The organism is Prevotella jejuni (assembly GCF_900187995.1).
In the GTDB taxonomy this organism is placed as follows: Bacteria; Bacteroidota; Bacteroidia; order Bacteroidales; family Bacteroidaceae; genus Prevotella; species Prevotella jejuni.
Genome location: NZ_FZNZ01000006.1, coordinates 26,932 through 48,335, shown reverse-complemented (window position 1 = coordinate 48,335; position 21,404 = coordinate 26,932). Strand labels below are relative to the sequence as shown.

Here is a 21,404-nt window from a genome sequence, read left to right as displayed (position 1 = left end):
GCTATTTAACCAACTGATTCTAAGATTTCTTGTTAAGCGTAAGTTATCAATCTTCCCAGATGTTCTTAATACGAACATCACGCAGAACAGTAAGCACTTTCTTTATCTTACTGCGGAAAAGGTCGGCCTTTAAGCGAGCCGACATATCCTTAACTTCATTATAAGGTTCGCCTCTCTGAAGGATATCACGTAAGAAGGAAGATGAGGTTATACCCCATTTACGAAGGAACTGTGTGCTTCCATCGTTCTTTACTATGCGATGAGTAGAACGTGCTTCGAAGTGATAAACGCGGCTACGGTCTATTCCTTTGAACAGACGAACACCTGCTTTCCATAGCTTAGCAGAGAAGTCTGGGTCAGAATACATACCTGGGCTGAACTCAATACTATAGCCTCCTACAAGGTCCCACACGTCACGATGGACGATATTTGGTGGCCATGTCGAACCTTTCCAATCCCCGTGTGGCAACGTAGCATACTCCTTCAGCAATCGAGACTCATCAAAGTCGTCAACACTCTCACCATAGTTAGCAGGTGCAATCACGCTCTTATCATAGAAAGGACGTGGCTGAATGAGTGTTGAAGAGAAGAAGAATATATTATCAGGCAGCTGCTGTATCTCCTCAAATAAGGCTTTATCCCACTCAGGACACACATACATGTCATCGTTCATATATAGGATATAGTCTGTTGATACCAATGGGCGCAACCTATTCAAGGCAAAGCAAACACCTACATTCTCATCGGAAGCCGTGTACTTCAGTCCTTGTTGCTCTACCCACTCACGTGTTCCGTCACTTCCATCATTGATATGAACGAGTATTTCATGCTCATAACAAGAGTTCTTTCTTATACTTTCAATGCACAATTTAAGGAATGACAGATTATTCCAAGTAGGTATTAAAATCGAGAAAAGAGGCTTAACTGTATTGTCCATACTTATTATTGTAGTGTTAACCAGACTATTCCTCATCCAAAGACGAGGCTATTAAAAATATCTAACAATACCACCCGATGTACATAACACTTAGCTATTACAAAGGAAATAGTGCTATATCTTCGCTTATGTTATCTGTTTTATAATAAAGAATATAATGTTCTCTCTTTCAGTTAACATGGTGCAAAAGTACAGAAAAAAATCGTATCTCTGCCCATGAGAAGCTGAAAAAGAGATATTAGTTGTACGTTTCTATGCTTATATCCACTATTGTTTAGTTACTGTTCAGTCCTCCAATACAAGCCAAAATACACTTGACGCAGTAGGTTGCGGGCTGCTGTAAGTCGCTCAGCTTCCTTTCTATAGGTAGGAACAGACTCTATCTGGTCAACGTTAGCACTGTAATAAGTACTGTCTGGCACGGTGGTATCTAAGAGATTATGGCCCATCTTGAAATACTTAGTATCATGGAAAGCAAAGGGAGCCAGCGTCGCTAAGATATCGTCATGGCTTCCCCAACGATTAGTTAGCTTGTTGTAAGCCTCCTTCCGTAGGTAGGTTGGCAGATAGATATAGAGCGGTACGGAGTGTTCATACCGTTTGTCAACAGCATCATAATCAAGGATAGAACGCACGTTATGGTCGCCTGTGATAATGAGTATCGTATTCTTTGCCGCAGCAGAGGCCTTGAAGCGGTTGAGAAACTCGTTTAACACCTTATTATAATAGCGAAATCCTGTGAGATACTTATCCAATACCTTACGATTATGCTCTGCAAAGCACTTCTTAGCATAGAATGACTCTGGTAGAGGGGGGAGTTTTAAGTCTTTTGGGAACTCAAAGGGTGGATGATTGGTTGTTGTCATCACTGCAATCATCTGCCGTTTCTTTGATGGTTTCTGCAGTCTGTCTAACAACGCTTGGAAGAGGTATTCGTCGTAAACACCTATGCTATTATAAGTCGCATGAGGATAGTCTTTTAAGAGAGAGAACTTATCATAGATAGCATCAAACTGTTGATGAACCAACGCTTCGGCACAGTTTTCCCATGCAGCGTCCATTCCCGACATGAATGTTGTTGTGTAATTGCTGGCTTTGAAAGGTAGGGCTATCGACGTAGGGAGAGTCTTAAATCGATAAGCCGAGGCAAAGAAGCGTGGGAAAGGGGTAGAGACATAGAGGTTCTCAAGCGATGCTACCGTACCATTCTGTACTGATTGGAAGTTACGGAAGAGTAGGTCGTCCTTGAAATGACGCTCTAATCCGAAGTACATCTCCGCATCCTTCTGTTGGAGATTGAACAGATAATTGCTCCAACTCTCGCTATATATGATTACAATATTTGGTTGAGGCTGTTTCAGACTGTCGCCTACTTCTTCGAAGAGAGCATGCTGCAGCGCTGTTAGCGTGTCGTTTTTCGCCATCTTCACCTTCCCATCTGTATAGACATCCAGGGCTTCCTGCAGACTCTTGAACTTATATTCATGCAGTAAGTCGTCTGTCTTTGCTATCTTGAAAGCGTTGTTTTTCTCCTTATAAGCCTTTTTCAACATGTAAATAGCGTTCGGAACAAGGTCGTTCAGAGGTTTCTGATTTGACACAAACGTGTCTTCTATCTGTAGAGGGAAGCGCCATACCGACCCACGCAGACCGATGACTAAAAAGACTATATACAATAGGATGGTAGCCGACAGTTTAATGACTTTGAGGCGTGAAGGTTGCTGCCTGCTTGCCGAATGGAGAGCGTTACGAGCGGACGACTTGTCCAACTCTATTCTACGGATAAGTAGAAGGATTGGTAGAAGGATAAGAAGAAAGGCGATAGCCTCGTAGACACAGTGATATTCTTCCCATATTGTTTGAATCAAACTCATTGGTCCTTCGTTGAAGAAATCGAAGAATGTGAGGTTGATATGGCTATTGAAATTGGCGTAAAAGCCCATATCAATACCGCTAATAGCCAACAGAAGTGCGCAGACAATAGAGAAATAAAGTCTACGAAAACGACTTAACACACGTTCTGTCCATGGTTTTCTAAGGGCTGCAAAGACGAAAGTTAGAACCGTTGGGAGTATCAACACGTAGCATACTACTTGCACATCAAAACGCAAGCTATTAAATAGTAAGCGAGGTAGAACAGTTAGGTTACTACTGATAATACTCATCGGGACGAACGCAATGGCAAAGCAAATGCGCACGAAGAATAGGATGACAAGGATTATAGCGGAATGCTTTATGAGATATGATAAGTTCTTATACATTATTTCTTTTGACTTATTTCGGGTTTAAGATAGGGTTCTTTCGATAAGAGTGGAGCATCGACAGGCATCGTTTTCGCCGTCATCTCTACTTGTAAAAAGCCTCACGAATAGGCTTCCTTATAGTTTATAATCATTTTTCTTCACGATAAGAAATATTTATTTTCATGAAAAGAAATAATTATTTTCATGAAGAAAAATATTTTTTTTCATGAAAATAATTCGCACTTGACACGCTGTTAGAATATTCAGACACGTAAGAGTGGAAGAGGGAAGGCGGTCTAAACAGCTGTAAAAGAGCCGTTTTAGGGGGATTAAATACGGTGTTTTTCAATTCAACACCTAATATCCAACACCCATCACCCACTGTTTTATGTGTATTAACCATTGTGTCTTTCAATACAGCTTGTGTCATGTGGATGGTTTATCTTTTATGTTTATGATGTGAGACGACCAGTAGAATTGCATTCTTTCCGTTATGGTTTTCTATGGTTCCGAGCCCTCCCGCCCCTTTAGTCGATTGTGGAGAGATGTGGTTCTGTTATGTTCTACGAAGTTATGTAAATCATTTCTTACCTTCTTTCAATCGTACTTTGCCATCCACCTCTTCAAAGTTTTCTTCAAAGTAAGCCCGTGTACGCTTCCATCTGTTATGACTCCAAAGATAGATTTCAGGCTGACGACGGATCGACTTCTCCAACTCTTGGAAGTAAAGATCGGTTATCTCGTAGTCGGGCAGTCCCTTTGTTTCTTCTCGGATGATGCGGAACTCACAGTTATAATGCCCACGGCTCGTGCGTGTCATGTCGCCATAAACAAAGACCTGGCGTGTGTGCTTCACGATACGTTCAGCCCCTGTGAGCACAGGAGTCTCCTGATTCATGAACTGAATCCAGTGATGTATGCTCCACCAGAAGGGTGTTTGGTCAGAGATATAACCCACAACAAGGGGCTTACCATTGCGTCCAAATTGTATAATCTTACGTAGTGACTCCTGCATAGGGATACAAAGCGCACCTTGTCGTTCGCGAACATACTTGAAGAGGCGGTCGAAGTATTCGTTTTCTAATGGGTGGTAAAGCTGACAGCAGAGGGCATTGTCCACCCAATAGGGGAGGGAGGTAATCCATTCCCAGTTGCCTAAATGGCCTAAATAGACGCCTGCCGACTTTCCTTCAGACAGAATTCTGTTTAACTCTTCAGTCCCTGTAAAGGTCATGCGCTTCATTAGCTGTTCCTTGCTCATTGTTATCAGCTTCAGTGTCTCAACAATGTAATCACAGAACCAATGGTAGAATCCTCGTTCTATCAGGCGTAACTCGTTGTCAGTCTTCTCTGGGAAGCTGTTCTTAAGGTTCTTCCATATCACCTTGTGGCGATACCTCACCACTCGTGATATTAGTAAATAAAGGCCATCGGAGAGTAGATACAGCACAGGAAAAGGCAGCAGGGCTACCAGATACCAGAAGCCGTAGGCGATGATGTAAAGGGTCTTGTTGAGGGCTCTTTTCATTGATCTTCAGGGTTATTAATCGTTGGGTACATCTTATCGTGTACCATACGATACATATACTGATAGATGATAGCTTTCAGTTCTCGTTCCATCTTTGCTTGCTCAGGCACGTGTCCGAGAAGATTGTGCTTCATCAGTGCGTCGGTTACTCGATAGATAGCTTTAGTCTGTTTACCGTCCCATTGGAGTACATAACCATACTTAACGTATTGATAGATACCGTTCAGATAGTTGACAGCCCAAGTATCCTTCGCCGGTGTATGTAGTAGGTCTTTACCGAAAGCGAGGTATGGTGTTGCGTTATAGCCAATGTGGCAGAGTAGTGTTGGCATAATATCAATCTGCTGCGCCACGCCATCTACACGTCCTGGCTTTATCTCTCCGGATGGGTCATATATAATAATAGGTGAACAGAAGCCGCCTATGTCGGTCTTATACTGCTCATGGTCGCTCTGGTTAGTATGGTCGCTTGTGAGGACAAAGATAGTATTCTTAAACCAAGGTTGCTTGCTGGCAGACTCGAAGAACTTGCCTATCGCCATGTCGGTATAGCGGATACACTTTTGGATAGGGAGATGTTCCTCCTTATAGATGTTCTTATATTTCTCTGGAACAACAAATGGGTCGTGACTTGAGACAGTAAAGAGAGCCGTCATGAAAGGCTGCTTCATTTCGCCCATCTTCGCACAGTAATACTGCAGGAAAGGTTCGTCCCAGATGCCCCAGTTGCCATCGAAGTCCTTATCCCCACCAAAGCGAGGATCTTCGTCATAGTCTTGTCGACCATAGTAGTGCTGAAATCCAATCTTATTAGCAAATGCAAGGAACCCCATAGAACCACGATTAGCACCATGAAAGAAGGCCGTTTGATAGCCCCACTTACTAAGGAGTCCAGGCATACCAGTGTAGTTGTTCATTGAAGCTGGGGTCAGGATGAAGGGTTCTCCGAAGCGAGGAATACTGCAGAGGATGGATGGCATGCCGTCAATACTTTTACGTCCATTACAGTAAGAGAAGCGGTAGACGAGGCTCTTATCGATGAGTTTGTCTACATTCGGGGTGTAACCCTTGTATTTACCACCGAAGAAATCACGATTAAACCCTCCTATATATTCACGTCCGAAACTCTCGACAATGAGGATGACGATGTTCTTCTTGTTAGGAAGACGTTCGTTTGAGCCTGGTCTTGGAGCCTTATAAGCCATCCACATAATAGGGTTGTAGACCTCTGTGGCAGCTGCCAAGGATGGGAAATAATCTGGGACAACAAAGTCGGACTTGCCTATCGTGCGGATTAACGCAAAGGGGGTATTAAGCACCAAGGCACAGTCAGTAGGACGTTCTACGTACTGGTTGGCGTTACTGATGGTTATCGGACGCACACCTGACTGTAGTCCACCTCGACAACCAGCCACGGTAAGGACGGCAGCTACGGCAAGACATACGAAAAGTTGTGCTCCATAGACTAAGCGTTGACGCAGACTTTTATAGTGACTGTGGTCGGTATGTGGCATAACATACAGCTTATTGGCAAGCCAAAGAATAAGAATAAAGATAATGATAAGGTACCAGTGTGTGATAGCATTGTGTAACAAGATGCCAGCAATGTTGTTTTCATTATCGAACTCACGGAACACACTGGTTGTTGTGCGGCGCAATGTGAAAGGGAAATACACCGAGTCGGCAAGGTTAATGGCAAGTGAAAGCGCATTAACAACCATGAATACCCACTTACAAAGCCTGTGATAGGCTTGGTTCTCCTTCCTCCATAGTGGCAAGAGCATCATTACGATGTAGAGAATATGCGTATAAAGAATGGCTGTTGTATCAAAGAGAAGACTTCCTCTCACCCACATCCAGAGTGAAGAAGCACTAAGTCCGTCTATGAAATAACTGTAATTGACAAAAAAGTATGTCAATCGTGCTACAAAGAAAATGGCATACGCCAATAGCAAGTTGAGCACTAATGCTATTGGCGAACCAAATGTTGTTGTTAATAATCTCTTCATATCTTTCAATCCTTTTGGACCTTTATATCTCTTGCATGTCATGTAGTTTCTTATAGTAACCTTCGATGTCCATAAGCTCATCGTGCGTTCCCCGCTCTACAATCTCACCTTCATGCAGCACGCAAATCTCGTCGCTATTCTTAATGGTAGATAGGCGGTGGGCCACAGCTATGGTCGTTCGCGTCTTCATAAGCTTATAGAGAGCATCCTGTACAAGGCGTTCGCTCTCTGTATCGAGGGCTGATGTCGCTTCGTCAAGGATAAGGATAGGTGGGTTCTTAAGGATAGCACGCGCAATACTCACACGCTGACGCTGTCCACCAGAAAGGCGTCCTCCACGGTCGCCGATGTTTGTGTCGTATCCTCTCTCACTATGCATGATAAACTCATGGGCGTTGGCTATCTTCGCCGCTTCGGCTATCGCCTCGTCAGTTGAGCTGACTCCAAAAGAGATGTTGTTCTTGAAACTATCGTTGAAGAGGATTGCCTCTTGGTTTACATTACCTATAAGTTGGCGGAGATCATGCACTCCTAAATCCTTGATGTTTATTCCGTCAATGAGAATTTCACCTTCTTGTACATCGTAGTAACGTGGGATAAGGTCGAGTAAGGTAGACTTTCCGCTACCACTCTGGCCTACTAAGGCTACGGTCTTACCCTTTGGAATAACGAGGTTGATATCCTTTAACACCCAATGGAGCTCTGGGTTTTCCTCGTCATCTTTACCATCAGTATAGGCAAAGCTGACATGACGGAATTCAATCTCATGTTCGAAATTATCGATATGGACTGGTTTTTCAGGGTCATTTATCTTTACTTCTGCCTTTAGAATCTTATCAATACGCTCCATAGAGGCAAGTCCTTTAGGGATGTTATAGCCTGCACGGGAGAATTCCTTTAATGGATTGAGAATGCTGTAGAGGATAACAAGATAATAGATGAAGGTTGGTCCGCTGATAATCGGATATTGTCCTAATACGAGAGTACCGCCAAACCATAGTACAACAACAATCATGACTGTTCCAAGGAACTCACTCATCGGGTGGGCTAATTGCTGACGAATGTTCACGCGCATGATGTCGTTGCGGTATTCTGAGTTTATCTTATCGAAGCGTTCATTCATCATTCCCTCAGCACAAAAGGCTTTGATGACTCTTAATCCGCCTAAGGTCTCTTCTACTTGGCTCATTGTGTCACTCCATAGCTTCTGGGCTGTCATACTGTTCTGCTTTAGCTTTCTACCAACAAAGCCCATGAACCAACCGAAGATAGGTACGAAGATGAGCGTGAAGAGCGTCAACTGCCAAGAAATAACAAGTAGTGTGATGAAATAAATGATAATAAGAACAGGGTTCTTAAAGAGCATGTCGATAGATGACATGATGGAGTTGTCAACCTCTTGGACATCACCACTCATACGGGCGATGATGTCTCCCTTTCTTTCCTCGCTGAAGAAGCCTAAAGAAAGGGATGTTATCTTCTCATAGAGTTGGTTACGTATGTCACGTACTACGCCTGTTCTTATAGGAATGATTGAGGCAGAAGAAAGGAAATAGGCTCCTGTCTTTAGGAAAGTCATAAAGGCAAGAATTAAACCAATGGCCAATAAGACCGTTGTTGGGCCCCAACTGGTGATGTATATCTGCGTGTAATAATCCGCATTGTTCGATAACACCTCCTTAAAAGAGCCTTCACTCCATGACATTGCACGCATCGCACCCGTTCCTGCATCTACCTTAAAGAGTATTTGAAGGAGTGGGATAAGGGTTGCAAAGGAGAATATGTTGAGAAAAGCTGACAATATATTGAAAATGATTGACAGCACAAGATACTTCTTATAGGGCGGTACGAACCTGCGTAAAACGTGTATAAATTCCTTCATCAACTAATCTTCTTATCTGTTTATCAGTTCTGCAAATATAGCTATAAATAGTAAAACCGCAAAAAAGATTTGCGGTTTTATATCCATACATATAGTATATTTACACTTCTTCTCCAAAGAGTGTGGCACTTGTTGAGCCTGTTATGCGTACACGGACGGTCTCACCAATATGGTGATTGCCCTTTGGCATGACTACAGCCTTGTTCTGTGGCGTACGTCCCATTAGCTGTTCACGACTTCGTTTACCAAAGCGCTCGATAAGAATATCAAACTCTTTGCCCTCGTCTTTCTTGTTCTGTTCGGCAGAGATCTCGGTCTGAAGGCGAATTAACTCATTCAAACGGCGTATCTTCTCTTCCTCAGGAACATTGTCGGGGAGGTGCTTTGCTGCGTAAGTACCTGGTCGTTCAGAGTACTTAAACATAAAGGCTGAATCGAAGCCTACCTCTCGCATTAATGAAAGCGTTTGCTGGAAGTCTTCTTCTGACTCGTTGTGATATCCAATGAAGATGTCAGTTGTCAGGCCACAGTCTGGTATAAGCCTACGAATAGCAGCCACTTTCTCAAGGTAATCCTCACGAGTATATTTGCGATTCATCACCTTCAACACACTATTACTACCACTTTGGGCAGGGAAATGGATATGGTTACAGAGGTTAGGTTCGGTAGCTACCGCCTCAATAATGTCCTCTGTCATATCTTCTGGGTTGGAGGTCGTGAAGCGTACACGCATGTCTGGAACGCTTTGTGCCACCTTATGCAACAGTTCTGCAAATGAAACGCCATTCTCAGGACGCTTACCATTAGGCAACAAGCCGTATGAGTTGACATTCTGACCTAATAGTGTTACCTCCTTAAAGCCTTTATCATGTAAATCTTTAACCTCCTTCAAGATGCTTTCCACATCTCTTGAACGCTCCCGACCACGGGTAAAAGGCACGATACAATAGTGACAGAAGTTATTGCAACCACGCATGATACTAACGAAGCCCGACACCCTATTGCCACCAATACGCTGTGGGATAACATCACGATAGGTCTCCGTAGTAGAGAGTTCGATATCCATAGCATTCGTGCCGTTCTCACACTGCGCTATCATATCAGGTAGGTTAAGGTACGAATCAGGCCCACAAACAAGGTTGGCATGGTGGTTTTGGATCAAATCGTTCCTTACTCGCTCTGCCATACAGCCCAACACGCCTAAGATAAGGTCACGACCTTTCTTTTGCTCAGCGTGCAATGCCTCCAAACGGTTGTATATCTTGTTCTCTGCGTTCTCACGTACAGAACAGGTGTTAAGGAAGATTGCGTCTGCTTCCTCCTCTTTTTCGCATACGTCATAGCCTGCCATTTTCATGACAGAAGCCACCACCTCTGAGTCTGCCACGTTCATTTGGCACCCGTATGTCTCAATATATAGTTTCTTCATTATGCTGTTATCTCGAAAAATTTAGCATGCAAAGTTACTAAATTTATCGCATACAACCGAAGAACCATCTGACTATTTGATGCTTAACAACGCCTGACACGTTCTTTTTTGCAAAACTTACAAAGTCCTTTACGGCCTTTATCGGATATTTTCCGTACCTTTGCAAACTGAATAGACACTGTCTTAACAAATAAAGGATAGCTACAGGTCAGCTAAAGCATAGGGTTTAGTCTACGAAAGGTTACAGATAGCCTGACTGCTTGATAACTGCCTGGTAATGACAATAAAACAATGAACAAAAATACAAATGATTATGAGATAATGGCACCTGTGGGCTCTCGTGAGTCGCTTGCAGCTGCCATCAACGCTGGAGCTAACTCTGTTTACTTCGGTATAGGGAAGCTGAATATGCGTTCACATTCGGCTAATCACTTCACTATCGACGACCTCAAGGAAATTGCCGAGACCTGTAATGAAAAGGGAATACAGACTTATCTGACTGTAAACACTGTCATCTATGGCGAGGATATTGAGACAATGCATGAGATTATCGATGCTGCTAAGGCTGCAAATATCACCGCTGTCATCGCCAGTGACGTTGCTGTAATGATGTATTGCCGTCAAGTGGGGGTTGAGGTTCACCTCTCAACACAGCTGAATATCTCTAATATTGACGCCCTGAAGTTCTACGCTCAGTTTGCTGATGTTGCTGTATTGGCTCGCGAACTGAATATGGATCAAGTGAAGGAGATACACGAACAGATTATCAAACAGAATATCTGCGGACCAAAGGGACAGCCTGTTCGTATTGAGATGTTCTGTCATGGTGCTTTTTGTATGGCCATTTCGGGTAAGTGTTATATGAGTCTTCACGACTCTAACCGCTCTGCCAATCGTGGTGCCTGCACCCAGATATGCCGCCGAAGTTACACGGTTACAGACAACGAGACGGGCAATCAGTTAGAGATTGACAATAAGTATATAATGAGTCCAAAGGACTTAAAGAGCGTACGCTTCATTGACAAGATGATGGACGCAGGTGTTCGTGTGTTTAAAATAGAGGGACGTGCACGCGGACCAGAGTACGTCCACACCGTTGTTAGCTGTTATAAAGAGGCTATTGAGAGTGTTCTTGATGGTAGCTTTACCGAAGAAAAGAAGGACAAGTGGGACGAACGGCTCTCAACAGTCTTCAATCGTGGCTTCTGGGATGGCTATTATCAAGGACAGAAGATGGGCGAATGGACCAAAGACTATGGTAACAAGGCTACTGAGAAGAAGGTTCTTATTGGCAAGGTGATAAAGTATTTCTCACGTCTCGGCGTGGCTGAGGTGGCCGTTGAGGCTAATACTTTCGTAAAGGGGGAGAAGTTGCTTATCACAGGTAACAGTACTGGCGCTATGTTCCTCAATGCTGAAGAGATTCGATACGAGCTTAATCCTGTTGATAAAGCCGAACAAGGCTGGCGTGTTTCTATCCCTGTTCCCGACAAGGTGCGCCCGAATGACAAACTATTTAAGCTGGTAGTAAATTAATGTAGAATACGTATTTCAGAGGTGATAACAATGTTCTCTGAATTAGATAAACTGATAGTACAATGACAATAAACGAAGCGCAAGATGCAGTAATTGGTGAGTTCGAGGACTTTACCGACTGGATGGACAAATACCAAATGCTCATTGATTTGGGTAATGAGCTTGAACCATTAGACGAAAAATACAAGAATGAACAGAACCTCATAGATGGTTGCCAGAGTAGAGTATGGCTACAGTGTGATAATGTAGAGGGTAAACTCGTCTTTACAGCCGACTCCGATGCACTCATCACAAAGGGTATCATCGCTCTTCTCATACGTGTATTGAGCAATCATACACCACAAGAGATTATTGATGCCGACCTCTATTTCATTGATAAGATAGGCCTTCGCCAACATCTATCACCAACCCGCAGCAATGGACTACTCTCTATGGTGACAAAGATTAAGGCGTATGCAGTAGGCTTTAGCTTGCAGTAAAAGAAGTCATCTCCAACCCCTCTGACGGGAAGGGAGGGCTGATAAAAAACATATACAGGCTAATATTCTAATTTATAAGGCGCTTAAAAGAACGCTCCACTATATCGGACTATCTCGCTATCCACGCTCTTCTGTATGGGAGAAGGGTAGGGGGAGGGCCTATTAGTGGGTTCTGCAGTGTGGGCATCTTTCATATTGATTATGAGAAAACTACGTACAATCGAAATGAATCGGCTCTCTGTTGAGGAGTTTAAGGAGGCTGATAAGTTACCACTCATCGTTGTCTTAGACGATGTGCGGTCGTTATATAATGTGGGAAGTGTCTTCCGTTCGGCCGATGCTTTCCGTGTTGAGGCTGTCTATCTATGCGGTATCACGGCCACACCTCCTAATGCTGAGATTCATAAAACAGCACTTGGTGGAGAGGACTCAGTAGACTGGCGTTACTTTGAACGTACTGAAGATGCTGTCGAAGAACTCCATCGTAAAGGCGTGTTTGTATATAGTGTCGAACAGGTAGAAGGCTCAACAAAGCTGCAGGAGCTTAACACCCAACATTCTAATCTTCATCACTCATCATCTAACAACGCATCACTCAACACCTCATCAACACCCATCACTCAACCCCCATCACCCATTCCCCAGCCCTCTAATTATTATCATTCATCACCCAACACTTCATCATCTAACACTCAACATACCATCAACACCCAACACTCAACACCCAACACCCACTACGCCATCATCATGGGCAACGAGGTAAAAGGTGTAAAACAAAGTGTCGTAGACATGAGCGACGGTTGCCTTGAAATACCTCAATTCGGTACCAAACACTCACTGAATGTTAGTGTGACAACCGGTATTGTTATTTGGGAGTTTGCCCGTCAATTACTCTTAAAGTAAGTATCTAACAACCTACATCAGCATATTTTGGGGGCTTTTAGCCCCCTTTTCTTTTACAACTCATGCGCTGTACAGCTATTAAAGTTGTCCTCCATCCATCGTAAAGCTTGTTTCTCTACAATTTCTTTTCATGAAAATAATTCGTAGTTGACTGTATTTATGTAATCTATAAGCGCCTGTAAGGTCTTTTCTATAGAGTGTTTTTATGATGTTAAGAGGGTTTTCAAAACGGTTTGTAGGTATTCTTTAAAAGCGAAGGAATGCCCTACCTTGTGTAAAGAAAGTTGAGACTAAACACGGTCGAAGCGTATGAGAGAGGCATTAGGACACTACAAAGTAGTCTTTCTGCCCAACTGTTTCTTGCAAAATGTGGGTTAATTCTGTTGCTATCGGTCTGAAACATAAGTACTAAATATGCTCTACCTAATACGGTCAGCGTTCCTCTTCCGCCTTAAAGAGATAGAAAGAAGAGGTGTAGAGGCCCCTGAAGACATAGCGTTCTATCCATGGTTGTCACTCCTTCTAAAACTATTTTCCGGCATACGCCAGCCCTGTATCGGTTGAATGGCCAGCTCCTTCACCAACCAGTTAATAGTCAGCCTTGTCAATAAGGAGCTGTAGTTCGACAATACATTCAGATAAGCTGTTGGTATAGGGCATAATCAGTATCTTTGAATACATTGAAGATGATGGTCTTCACATGCCGCCTTGGGTATTCCTTAACAGTCTTTACAGCTATCTTGGCAGCTAACTCTTGTGGAAATCGAAATGCTCCTGTAGAGATACAACAGAAGGCAATACTTTCCAAGGAGTAGTCTTCTGCGAGCTTGAGCGATGAGCGATAGCAAGAGGCAAGGAGCTCTTCCTGTTCCTTAGTTGGTTTTCCGTTGGGGATGATAGGACCTACAGTATGGATGACATAACGTGCCGGAAGGTTGAAGCCAGGTGTTATCTTTGCTTGTCCCGTGGCCTCTTTGTGTCCTTGTGCTTGCATTATATCGTTGCAGTAACACCGAAGTTGGATGCCAGCAGCCGAGTGTATGACGTTATCAATACAAGCATGTAAAGGCTTAAAACAGCCAAGTAGCCTACTGTTAGCCGCATTCACGATAGCATCTACCTTTAGTCTGGTTATATCCCCTTGCCATAGATGTATCCCTTCCTGCCTTATCTCCACGACACCTTTCTCTTCTCTTTGTGCTGCCAGCTCCTTGTCTTGTGCGTCGATAAGGTCTTGTGAAGGTTTGTCGGGCTGTCGAACATTTATCAACGAACGCATGAGGCGTTGTTTGAGGGGCAAGGTGTCTGGGTTAGTCCATCCTGTTTCCATTTCTGAAAGCATGATGTTAATAGCATTGTCAATGTTTTTTAGTCTGTCCATCATTTATCCTTTCTTTATGAACCGTTCACCTATAAAGCCTTTACTTTCCGTATGCTCTATGAGATTGAAATGTCGGTAAATAGGTAGAGTAGGGTGTAGGTCATAGTAATTAAGCCTTGTTTTCGATTACAAAGGTATATTAAGTTTTCCATTACTACAAGAAAGTAGCTTTATGTTTCATACTTTCCAAATAATAAGAAACAGATAGTTACAGGGGCTCTTAGAATTGAGTTTAACAAATAGAGAGTATCAGTAATGTCATAACTGATGTTCTTTTCTTATTTTTTATAACCCAAAGTTTTATTGTAATGACTGGTAAGAACATCAATCTTTCCTATTTAACTTGTCCTATATGGTGGGTTATCAGTCGTATTGGCGAGAAATGGTTAATGCTTGTTCTATATGTTATTATTGTAAGTATAAAGGATATCCTACCTCTCAAATAGGCTTCTTTGGAGTTTAGACGGATGATATTTATAAAATAAGAAGGAAGCGATTACCCTTCTAACACGGCAACTCTTTGTTTCATCTAACGGCTCTTTTTAGTATATGGAGTAGGTGTTTTGTAAAACAATCGGCTCCTGTTTGTAGCAGATAATAGTTCCCCTCTTCGAATTATTTTCATGAAAAAAAATCTTTTTCTTCATGAAAAAAAATATTTCTTGTCGTGAAAATAAATCTTTCTCTTCATGAAAAGAATTTAGAGGCATCGCATTGTTCGCTTGCTTAACGTTGTGGGGATGGCTCGTTTAGATGCTTGTTTTCAGTGTGCTTTAGGGTATATAAGAGCCTTAAAAACAATTTTTTAGGGTCGATTTAGTTGTTTATTTCAAAATAATTCATACTTTTGTAAAAGACTAAAATCTATGTAGAAGGAGGGTGTGAACCGAAGGGTTGATATCTGAATATTACTTAACTTAAAACTATTAATGGTATGCTTATGAAGAAACGATTATTGTATCTACTCGCTTTACCAGTAGTTATGTTGCTATTGGCAAGCTGTCATTGTGAAGAGGACGACTTTATTGATAGGCCAGATCCTAAGAGTTTGATTATTAAAGGGGTTGCTAAAACACCAGACGGACAGCCAATTCCTAACATAGAAATAAAGTTGGATTATATGATTATGTCTGGTATTTTTTCTACTAAGGTATATCATAAGGCCAAGGCAACGACGGATAAGGATGGTGACTACATAATGTTTTTCAACTTAAACGACAAAGAAATAAAGTCTTTGACCACTGATTCAGCTGATGTAGGCACCTTGTACTCTCTACAGATGACGTTGGATTTGAGTAAGTTGGATGATAAAGTGTATCTATTACCTACTGATATCACAGCAGTACATCCGTTGAGTAAGAAAGAGATCTTCTATTCGTATTATATAGTGCCAGGTCGTTTACAGAAAGGACAGGTGTATGAGCAGAACATATTCATCCCTCGCAAGCAGCTTGTGAAGGTAAGGATAGAAACGAATGGGACTATTAACGAGAAGGATAGCTTTGCCATTTGTAATAAAGTCTGGTATGGTATGGAGAATCAAATACCGGAGGATTTTAATCAAGCAAGAGGCTATTTAAGCTTTTACCAACCCGTGAAACTGAAGAATACACATAGTCAGACAGTGCAGATCTCATGTGCAGTTGAGCAGAACAGTAAGCTTAGCTTGTATCGTCTACCATATGGAGAGTATAATTATAAGGAGTATTCTTCGGAGGTTGAGGTCCCTGTGATGCAGACAGGAGGTGAGTTGATACTTAGGACGCATTAGGCTTATTCTGTGGCTGTTAAGGCTTAGTAGGGCTGCTCTCGTGGGTATAGAAACAAAAATAGGGGCTGAATGTTCAGTCCCTATCACCTTGTATTGTTTTTGTATTAAATAGCTCGAAGCACCACGGCAATGGTCTTCATGCGCACATAGTTCTCACTTAAGAACATAAAACCATGGTAGCGATTGGCTGTTCCCCAGCTATTCTTGCAGAGGAAGAAGCGACGGCCGTGCTGGTCGTGGGCCAATCCAACGATTTCCATAACGTGATCATCCGTCGTACGATGTGCCTCAAAAGAAGCTTGTCGACGCTCAGCAGTCACCTTTTTGTCTTCATGTTTCAACACAGCAAAGCCATTTCCAAATAAGAAACCAGGCTCTGAAATGTCGCCTTCCCAGCACACTGGGTGTCCAGAACGTAGGCTTTGTACGATGCGATTCATCATCGTGTCGAGTGGAACATTTAGGAAGCTGTTATGGAAATAGTTGTCTGGTACTTCCAAAGGGAAGCGTTGTCCGTATGGATGATGCGTGAAGCTCGTCATAGCTAAGTATTCATCATCTGTGCATACACTATGGGCAAACTCCAAGGGAGTGTATAGTGCGCCTAACATAAAGACCTGCTTCGGTAGCGGTCCGATATATTTATCTAACAAATCTTCCGTGTTCTTGCCATAATCCAACTTACGACAGAGAACGTTATAGTCCATATCAGGCCTATGATGATAGGCATCATAATGTTGCAAACCGTATGTCTGTATGAGGTCGAGTGCCATGGTGCTCATACCACGAGTTGTAATGTCTTGCTCCTTCTGAAGCATCTTGTGGGGCAGAAACCGACGTCGAGCAACCTGTTCACTAAGGTACATACGTGCCACAAAGTCGGGACTTAGGTTTATAGAATCACCCCGCATGATATGCTCTGTCTCAAGGGTTGCAAGCATGCCATAGACCCAGCAGAGCGAACTCGACCCTTGATCCTTCACGGGAGTAGTAGGGAGTCGCAAGTCGACAGTGAACTTCTCCTCTGGAAAAGAGATGTTGCTCCGTTGCTGTCCACAGCTTACTAACACTAAACATGCCAAGAATATAAAGATACCTTTCTTCATTCTTCAATCCAATATTACCGTTTCTGCTTTGCACTTGGTTGTAGATAATTGTGCATTATCCCATAACCAGCACTAAAAACAATCGCTAAGTTAACTATAGAACATTTGTCTTAACTCCTCTCACTCCCTTTCACTCCTTAACTCCTTAACATCCTCTCTTGCTCAATACTCCACCATCTTGGTCCAAGCCTCAGCCACTTCCTTGTCTAATGGTGGGACAACAGCAGGGATAGAGAAGGTCCAAACACTGTTCTTCTCCTTCTTAATACGTTTGAGTTCGCTTTCTGTAATGGTTATACGGTCCGACACATAGAACTCACTCCATACGTCAATTCGCTCGTCATCGTCCTCTCCACGGTAGTGAGCAAAGAAGGTTTGATGCTTCTGGGAGGCAAGGAGAAGATTGTTAGAGAGGTAACTCTCGCTTTCATCATACTGTGTCATACGAGCCACGATACCATACATACGCAGCTGACTCATATCTATTTCGTGCTTTGGTTGTCCGACAAGCTCGTCCATCTCAAGGGTTGTCACAACCTCTGTCTTCCCATTAATCTTCCGCTTTTCCTTACTTATCTTACCGCATTTATCAGCCCATCGGTATACATCCCCATTGTTACGAGTGGAATACTCTTCACTGTCAATACTCTTAAGGAGCGTCTGCCGTTCCAGATTGGGGAGTGATATCTGTACAAAGGTATCGTCACCATTGGCTTTCGGAGCCTTACGACGACGTTCACCAAGAAACTTTCGTTCAACAAAAGGCGATCCTTTCTTCCCTTCTGAAGCCTCAGTAGCATTGTCAGAAAGCGGTATATAAAACTCCATCATACCGTCAATAAAATAGCTAAGCATGGAGTTTGTGGTCTGATAGACACGATAATAACCTTTCAGACGAGTGTATTGTCGTTCCTGCGCCTGCGTATTCACGACTGCAAGAATGAGTATTATAGAGAGCAAAAAACTACGTTTGAACATTTCTTTTAGTGTTTGTATGAGTGCAAATTATATGTATTCCATTAGGATGCCCCATACGGCAATGATGTGACAGAGACTACCTGCAAGGACAAAGAAGTGGAATACTGTGTGCATATACTTACGCTTGTTGAGCGAATAAAACAGTGCACCGGTAATGTACATGACTCCTTCTGCTATAATCCAGACAAGCGACTGTGTTGCTAAAGAGGTTACTAATGGCTTGAAAGCAACCAATACTGATAGTCCCATACCGATGAATGTCAACGTTTCTAAGTTACTATGGTCACGCAGTTTACGGAAGGATGAGATGGTGCCAAGTATTGCACAGAGCCATACAAAGACAAATAAACCCCAGCCCCAAGCACCTTGATTGCGCAAGGCTATCAGTGTTATGGGAGAATAAGAACCTGCTATGTGCCAATAGATGGCTGCATGGTCCCACTTTCGCAACCGTTCTTTCCATACAGAATGGGCAGAGAGGGCATGATAGACAGTCGACGTGATATAACTGAAAAGCATCCCGACAAGATATAATATCACACCCGCTGTTGCCCAACCAGACCGCTCCTTAGAGCACCAAACAAGGAAAATCGTACCGAACACTACGCCCAGTACGATTCCTCCACTATGACTCCATGAGTTCCATAGTTCCTCTTTGTGTGAAAAGAATATCTTTCGTCTCACCTTGATAACTACTTTCTTCTGCGGCTCTTGCTACCTCGCTTGCTGCTCTTTCGGTCGTTCTTCCTATTTACAGCATACTCAGCAGCAGTCTGCTTTGCCTTTAATGGGCGACCATCATCAAGTGCGAAGTCGAGTTGTCTACGCTCTAAATCGGCCTTAGCCACCTGTATGCGGATAGGATCACCAAGCTGGTAGACATGGTGACGACGACGACCAACAAGACAATAGTTCTTCTCATCGAAATCGTAGTAGTCATCGTCGAGGTCACGCATTGGTATCATACCCTCGCAATGGTTCTCATCTATCTCCGCATAGATACCGAAACTCTGAATACCAGATATGTGTGCATCATAGCATTCACCGATATGCTCGCTCATAAACTCAACCATCTTATACTTGATAGAGTCGCGTTCTGCATTCTGCGCAACGAGCTCCATGTCTGAACAATGCTCACAAAGCTCCTCGTAATGTTCCTTATTAGCCGAGCGACCACCGTTCTGGTAGCGTGTTATCAAGCGATGAACCATCGTGTCGGGATATCGACGAATAGGCGAGGTAAAGTGGGTGTAATAATCAAAAGCAAGTCCGAAGTGACCAATGTTATGCGTAGTATACTTCGCCTTCATCATTGAACGGAGTGCAATCGTCTGTATCACCTTCTCTTCACGTTTGCCTTGTACCTCGTCCATCAGCTTGTTCAATGCCCGAGCAGTGGCACCCTTGGTGCTTGCAGACTTGAGTTTATAACCGAACTTGGCTGTAAACTCGCGCAAGTTCTCGAACTTCTGCGGGTCAGGATTGTCATGAACACGATAAGGAAGGGTCTTTGCTTTCTTGCCTTTCTTCACGATTCCGACGCTTTCTGCTACTGTCTTATTAGCCAAGAGCATAAACTCTTCAATCAACTTGTTGGCATCCTTTGAACGCTTAAAGTAACAACGGATTGGCTTACCCTTCTCATCAATGTCGAAGTGGAGTTCTTCTGAATCGAACTTAACGCTTCCTGCCTTCATACGACGACCACGAATCAACTTTGCAAGACGGTCGAGTGTAATGATTTGTTCGGCATTCTCGCCTTTATATCCTGCCTTTCCTGGGTCTGGTGCAGGCTCACCCGTACCGTCAACAACACCATTGTCTTCCAATATCTGCTGTGCCTCTTCGTAGGCATAACGACGATTTGACTTGATAACCGTGTGCACAATGCGGTAAGCCTTTACATTTGCTTCATCGTCAAGGTTGAATATACAACTGAAAGCAAGCTTCTCTTCGTCTGGACGGAGCGAACAGATAAAGTTACAAAGTCGCTCTGGAAGCATCGGGATAGTGCGGTCTACAAGATAAACTGACGTCGCACGCTGTTGCGCTTCACGATCAATAATATCTCCTTCCTTAACATAATGCGACACGTCAGCGATATGTACGCCCACTTCCCACAGTCCACTCTCTAACTTTCGGATAGAAAGTGCATCGTCAAAGTCCTTTGCGTCGCGTGGATCTATCGTACAAGTCCATACGTCACGGAAGTCTTCACGCTCCGCATAGTCCTGTGCTGTAATCTCAGCACTTATCTTCTCGGCAGCGTCCTCGACACGTTTCGGATACTTATAAGGCAATCCATACTGTGCAAGGATGGTGTTCATTTCTACATCATTGTCACCAGCTTCACCCAAGACGTCCACCACTTCGCCCACAAGGTTCTTATGGTCAGCATCAGGCCACTTGGTAATCTTCACCAAAGCACGGTCATCTGTCTTCCCACCTTTGAGTTTCTTCTTAGGGATAAGAATGTCATGAATAAAGAGATTCTCCTGAGTTACAAGAAAGGCAATGTCCTTCTCGACCCGCAACCTTCCAACGAAGGTGTCTTTCTTCCGTTGCAGTATCGCGATGACCATTGCCTCTTTTATATGATTCTGACGGCGTGCCATGAACTGAACTCTCACTTGGTCGCCATTCAAAGCCGCCATAGAATTACGCTCAGAGACAAAGACTGGTGTACCGCCATCCTCTGGAAGGAATGTATTCTTACCATTCGCCTTACGGATAAAGGTACCCTCTTGCACCTGTCCCTTGGTATTCAACGTGTAAGCACTCTCTCCAACCTTTGAAAGAAAGTCGTCCCACGCCAATTCCTCCATCACATCTATCGCCAACATTTTGGCTGGATGAGTGGTCAGCTTGAGTGCATGAAATATCTGTTTAAAGCTAAATGTCTCGTCGGGTTGTGTCTGAAAGAAACTCATGAGTTTCTCTGCAAGCTGCTTCTTAGTCAATCGCTTGCTGCTTTTCTTTTCTTTCCTCATAGTGGAATTAGTTGTTTTGAACTCAAGTAAAGGTTATCCTAAGCAATCCTAAAAGCCATCGAACATTATTGTCCGGAGGCTTCGGACAAGTCGTCCGAAATAGCCGTAGCATATGTCCGGTAGACCGAGACAAAACGGTTTGATACTTAGTTGCAATGCTGTTCATTACATACAAAACATCTAAAAACCGAAACTTGAGTTTTGTTATTTTCCACAAAGTAACGAAAAAGTT

At 43.2% G+C, this 21,404-nt stretch carries 15 protein-coding genes; 4 read left to right on the top strand and 11 right to left on the bottom strand.

The genetic code is table 11. The features are described from left to right. Positions 1-46: 46 nt before the first annotated feature. The 6 genes from CHB62_RS03160 to miaB form a co-directional block, all read right to left on the bottom strand. The gene (locus CHB62_RS03160) at positions 47-937 is read right to left on the bottom strand and encodes a glycosyltransferase family 2 protein (RefSeq protein WP_089365669.1); all 891 of its coding nucleotides are present in this window, start codon (positions 935-937) and stop codon (positions 47-49) included. A 278-nt stretch (positions 938-1,215) separates the two neighbouring features. Continuing rightward, entirely contained in the window at positions 1,216-3,198 is a 1,983-nt protein-coding gene (locus tag CHB62_RS03155; protein ID WP_089365668.1) for an LTA synthase family protein, read from the bottom strand. Between the two features lie 562 nt (positions 3,199-3,760). Further along, entirely contained in the window at positions 3,761-4,708 is a 948-nt protein-coding gene (locus CHB62_RS03145; RefSeq protein WP_089365666.1) for a lysophospholipid acyltransferase family protein, read from the bottom strand. After that, positions 4,705-6,717, bottom strand: a complete 2,013-nt coding sequence (locus CHB62_RS03140; protein ID WP_089365719.1) for an LTA synthase family protein — start codon at positions 6,715-6,717, stop codon at positions 4,705-4,707. Before CHB62_RS03140 ends, CHB62_RS03145 begins: the two co-directional genes overlap by 4 nt. 22 nt (positions 6,718-6,739) lie before the next feature. After that, entirely contained in the window at positions 6,740-8,599 is a 1,860-nt protein-coding gene (locus CHB62_RS03135; protein ID WP_089365665.1) for an ABC transporter ATP-binding protein, read from the bottom strand. Positions 8,600-8,699: 100 nt separating this feature from the next. Next, positions 8,700-10,028, bottom strand: coding sequence for a tRNA (N6-isopentenyl adenosine(37)-C2)-methylthiotransferase MiaB (gene miaB / locus CHB62_RS03130; protein WP_009012463.1), 1,329 nt, complete (start codon positions 10,026-10,028; stop codon positions 8,700-8,702). A 291-nt stretch (positions 10,029-10,319) separates the two neighbouring features. Between miaB and CHB62_RS03125 the strand changes: the two genes are divergently transcribed. From CHB62_RS03125 to CHB62_RS03115, 3 genes are all read left to right on the top strand, one after another. After that, the gene (locus CHB62_RS03125) at positions 10,320-11,564 is read left to right on the top strand and encodes a peptidase U32 family protein (RefSeq protein WP_009012462.1); all 1,245 of its coding nucleotides are present in this window, start codon (positions 10,320-10,322) and stop codon (positions 11,562-11,564) included. A gap of 62 nt (positions 11,565-11,626) precedes the next feature. After that, on the top strand, positions 11,627-12,043 hold the full coding sequence (locus CHB62_RS03120) for a SufE family protein (protein ID WP_089365664.1): 417 nt from the start codon (positions 11,627-11,629) through the stop codon (positions 12,041-12,043). Positions 12,044-12,244: 201 nt separating this feature from the next. Next, positions 12,245-12,946, top strand: a complete 702-nt coding sequence (locus CHB62_RS03115) for a TrmH family RNA methyltransferase (RefSeq protein ID WP_089365718.1) — start codon at positions 12,245-12,247, stop codon at positions 12,944-12,946. A 634-nt stretch (positions 12,947-13,580) separates the two neighbouring features. Here the strand turns inward: CHB62_RS03115 and CHB62_RS03110 are convergent. Next, a complete protein-coding gene (locus CHB62_RS03110) occupies positions 13,581-14,330 on the bottom strand; it encodes a protein-ADP-ribose hydrolase (protein WP_206073749.1) in 750 nt (249 codons plus the stop codon). 937 nt (positions 14,331-15,267) lie between these two features. Between CHB62_RS03110 and CHB62_RS03105 the strand changes: the two genes are divergently transcribed. Next, entirely contained in the window at positions 15,268-16,098 is an 831-nt protein-coding gene (locus CHB62_RS03105) for a hypothetical protein (RefSeq protein WP_089365716.1), read from the top strand. A 104-nt stretch (positions 16,099-16,202) separates the two neighbouring features. Here CHB62_RS03105 and CHB62_RS03100 read toward each other — a convergent pair whose 3' ends face one another. The 4 genes from CHB62_RS03100 to rnr all read right to left on the bottom strand — a co-directional run bounded on the left by CHB62_RS03100 (position 16,203) and on the right by rnr (position 21,172). Next, positions 16,203-17,204: a C1 family peptidase gene (locus CHB62_RS03100; RefSeq protein ID WP_089365663.1), complete on the bottom strand. Its 1,002-nt coding sequence runs from the start codon at positions 17,202-17,204 to the stop codon at positions 16,203-16,205. A 162-nt stretch (positions 17,205-17,366) separates the two neighbouring features. Continuing rightward, positions 17,367-18,182, bottom strand: a complete 816-nt coding sequence (locus CHB62_RS03095) for a hypothetical protein (RefSeq protein ID WP_089365662.1) — start codon at positions 18,180-18,182, stop codon at positions 17,367-17,369. 27 nt (positions 18,183-18,209) lie between these two features. Further along, complete coding sequence (gene trhA / locus CHB62_RS03090; protein ID WP_089365661.1) at positions 18,210-18,866, bottom strand: PAQR family membrane homeostasis protein TrhA; 657 nt, start codon at positions 18,864-18,866, stop codon at positions 18,210-18,212. 8 nt (positions 18,867-18,874) lie between these two features. Further along, complete coding sequence (gene rnr / locus CHB62_RS03085) at positions 18,875-21,172, bottom strand: ribonuclease R (RefSeq protein ID WP_089365660.1); 2,298 nt, start codon at positions 21,170-21,172, stop codon at positions 18,875-18,877. Positions 21,173-21,404: the final 232 nt, after the last annotated feature.

What these genes read in the sequence shown, in the direction of transcription:
- CHB62_RS03100 (WP_089365663.1), bottom strand. Translation starts at nt 17,204, where the DNA reads ATGAAGAAAGGTATCTTTATATTCTTGGCATGTTTAGTGTTAGTAAGC.
- CHB62_RS03095 (WP_089365662.1), bottom strand. Translation starts at nt 18,182, where the DNA reads ATGTTCAAACGTAGTTTTTTGCTCTCTATAATACTCATTCTTGCAGTC.
- CHB62_RS03115 (WP_089365718.1), top strand. Translation starts at nt 12,245, where the DNA reads ATGAGAAAACTACGTACAATCGAAATGAATCGGCTCTCTGTTGAGGAG.
- CHB62_RS03160 (WP_089365669.1), bottom strand. Translation starts at nt 937, where the DNA reads ATGGACAATACAGTTAAGCCTCTTTTCTCGATTTTAATACCTACTTGG.
- CHB62_RS03145 (WP_089365666.1), bottom strand. Translation starts at nt 4,708, where the DNA reads ATGAAAAGAGCCCTCAACAAGACCCTTTACATCATCGCCTACGGCTTC.
- CHB62_RS03140 (WP_089365719.1), bottom strand. Translation starts at nt 6,717, where the DNA reads ATGAAGAGATTATTAACAACAACATTTGGTTCGCCAATAGCATTAGTG.
- CHB62_RS03155 (WP_089365668.1), bottom strand. Translation starts at nt 3,198, where the DNA reads ATGTATAAGAACTTATCATATCTCATAAAGCATTCCGCTATAATCCTT.
- miaB (WP_009012463.1), bottom strand. Translation starts at nt 10,028, where the DNA reads ATGAAGAAACTATATATTGAGACATACGGGTGCCAAATGAACGTGGCA.
- rnr (WP_089365660.1), bottom strand. Translation starts at nt 21,172, where the DNA reads ATGAGGAAAGAAAAGAAAAGCAGCAAGCGATTGACTAAGAAGCAGCTT.
- CHB62_RS03135 (WP_089365665.1), bottom strand. Translation starts at nt 8,599, where the DNA reads ATGAAGGAATTTATACACGTTTTACGCAGGTTCGTACCGCCCTATAAG.
- CHB62_RS03125 (WP_009012462.1), top strand. Translation starts at nt 10,320, where the DNA reads ATGAACAAAAATACAAATGATTATGAGATAATGGCACCTGTGGGCTCT.
- CHB62_RS03105 (WP_089365716.1), top strand. Translation starts at nt 15,268, where the DNA reads ATGAAGAAACGATTATTGTATCTACTCGCTTTACCAGTAGTTATGTTG.
- CHB62_RS03110 (WP_206073749.1), bottom strand. Translation starts at nt 14,330, where the DNA reads ATGATGGACAGACTAAAAAACATTGACAATGCTATTAACATCATGCTT.
- CHB62_RS03120 (WP_089365664.1), top strand. Translation starts at nt 11,627, where the DNA reads ATGACAATAAACGAAGCGCAAGATGCAGTAATTGGTGAGTTCGAGGAC.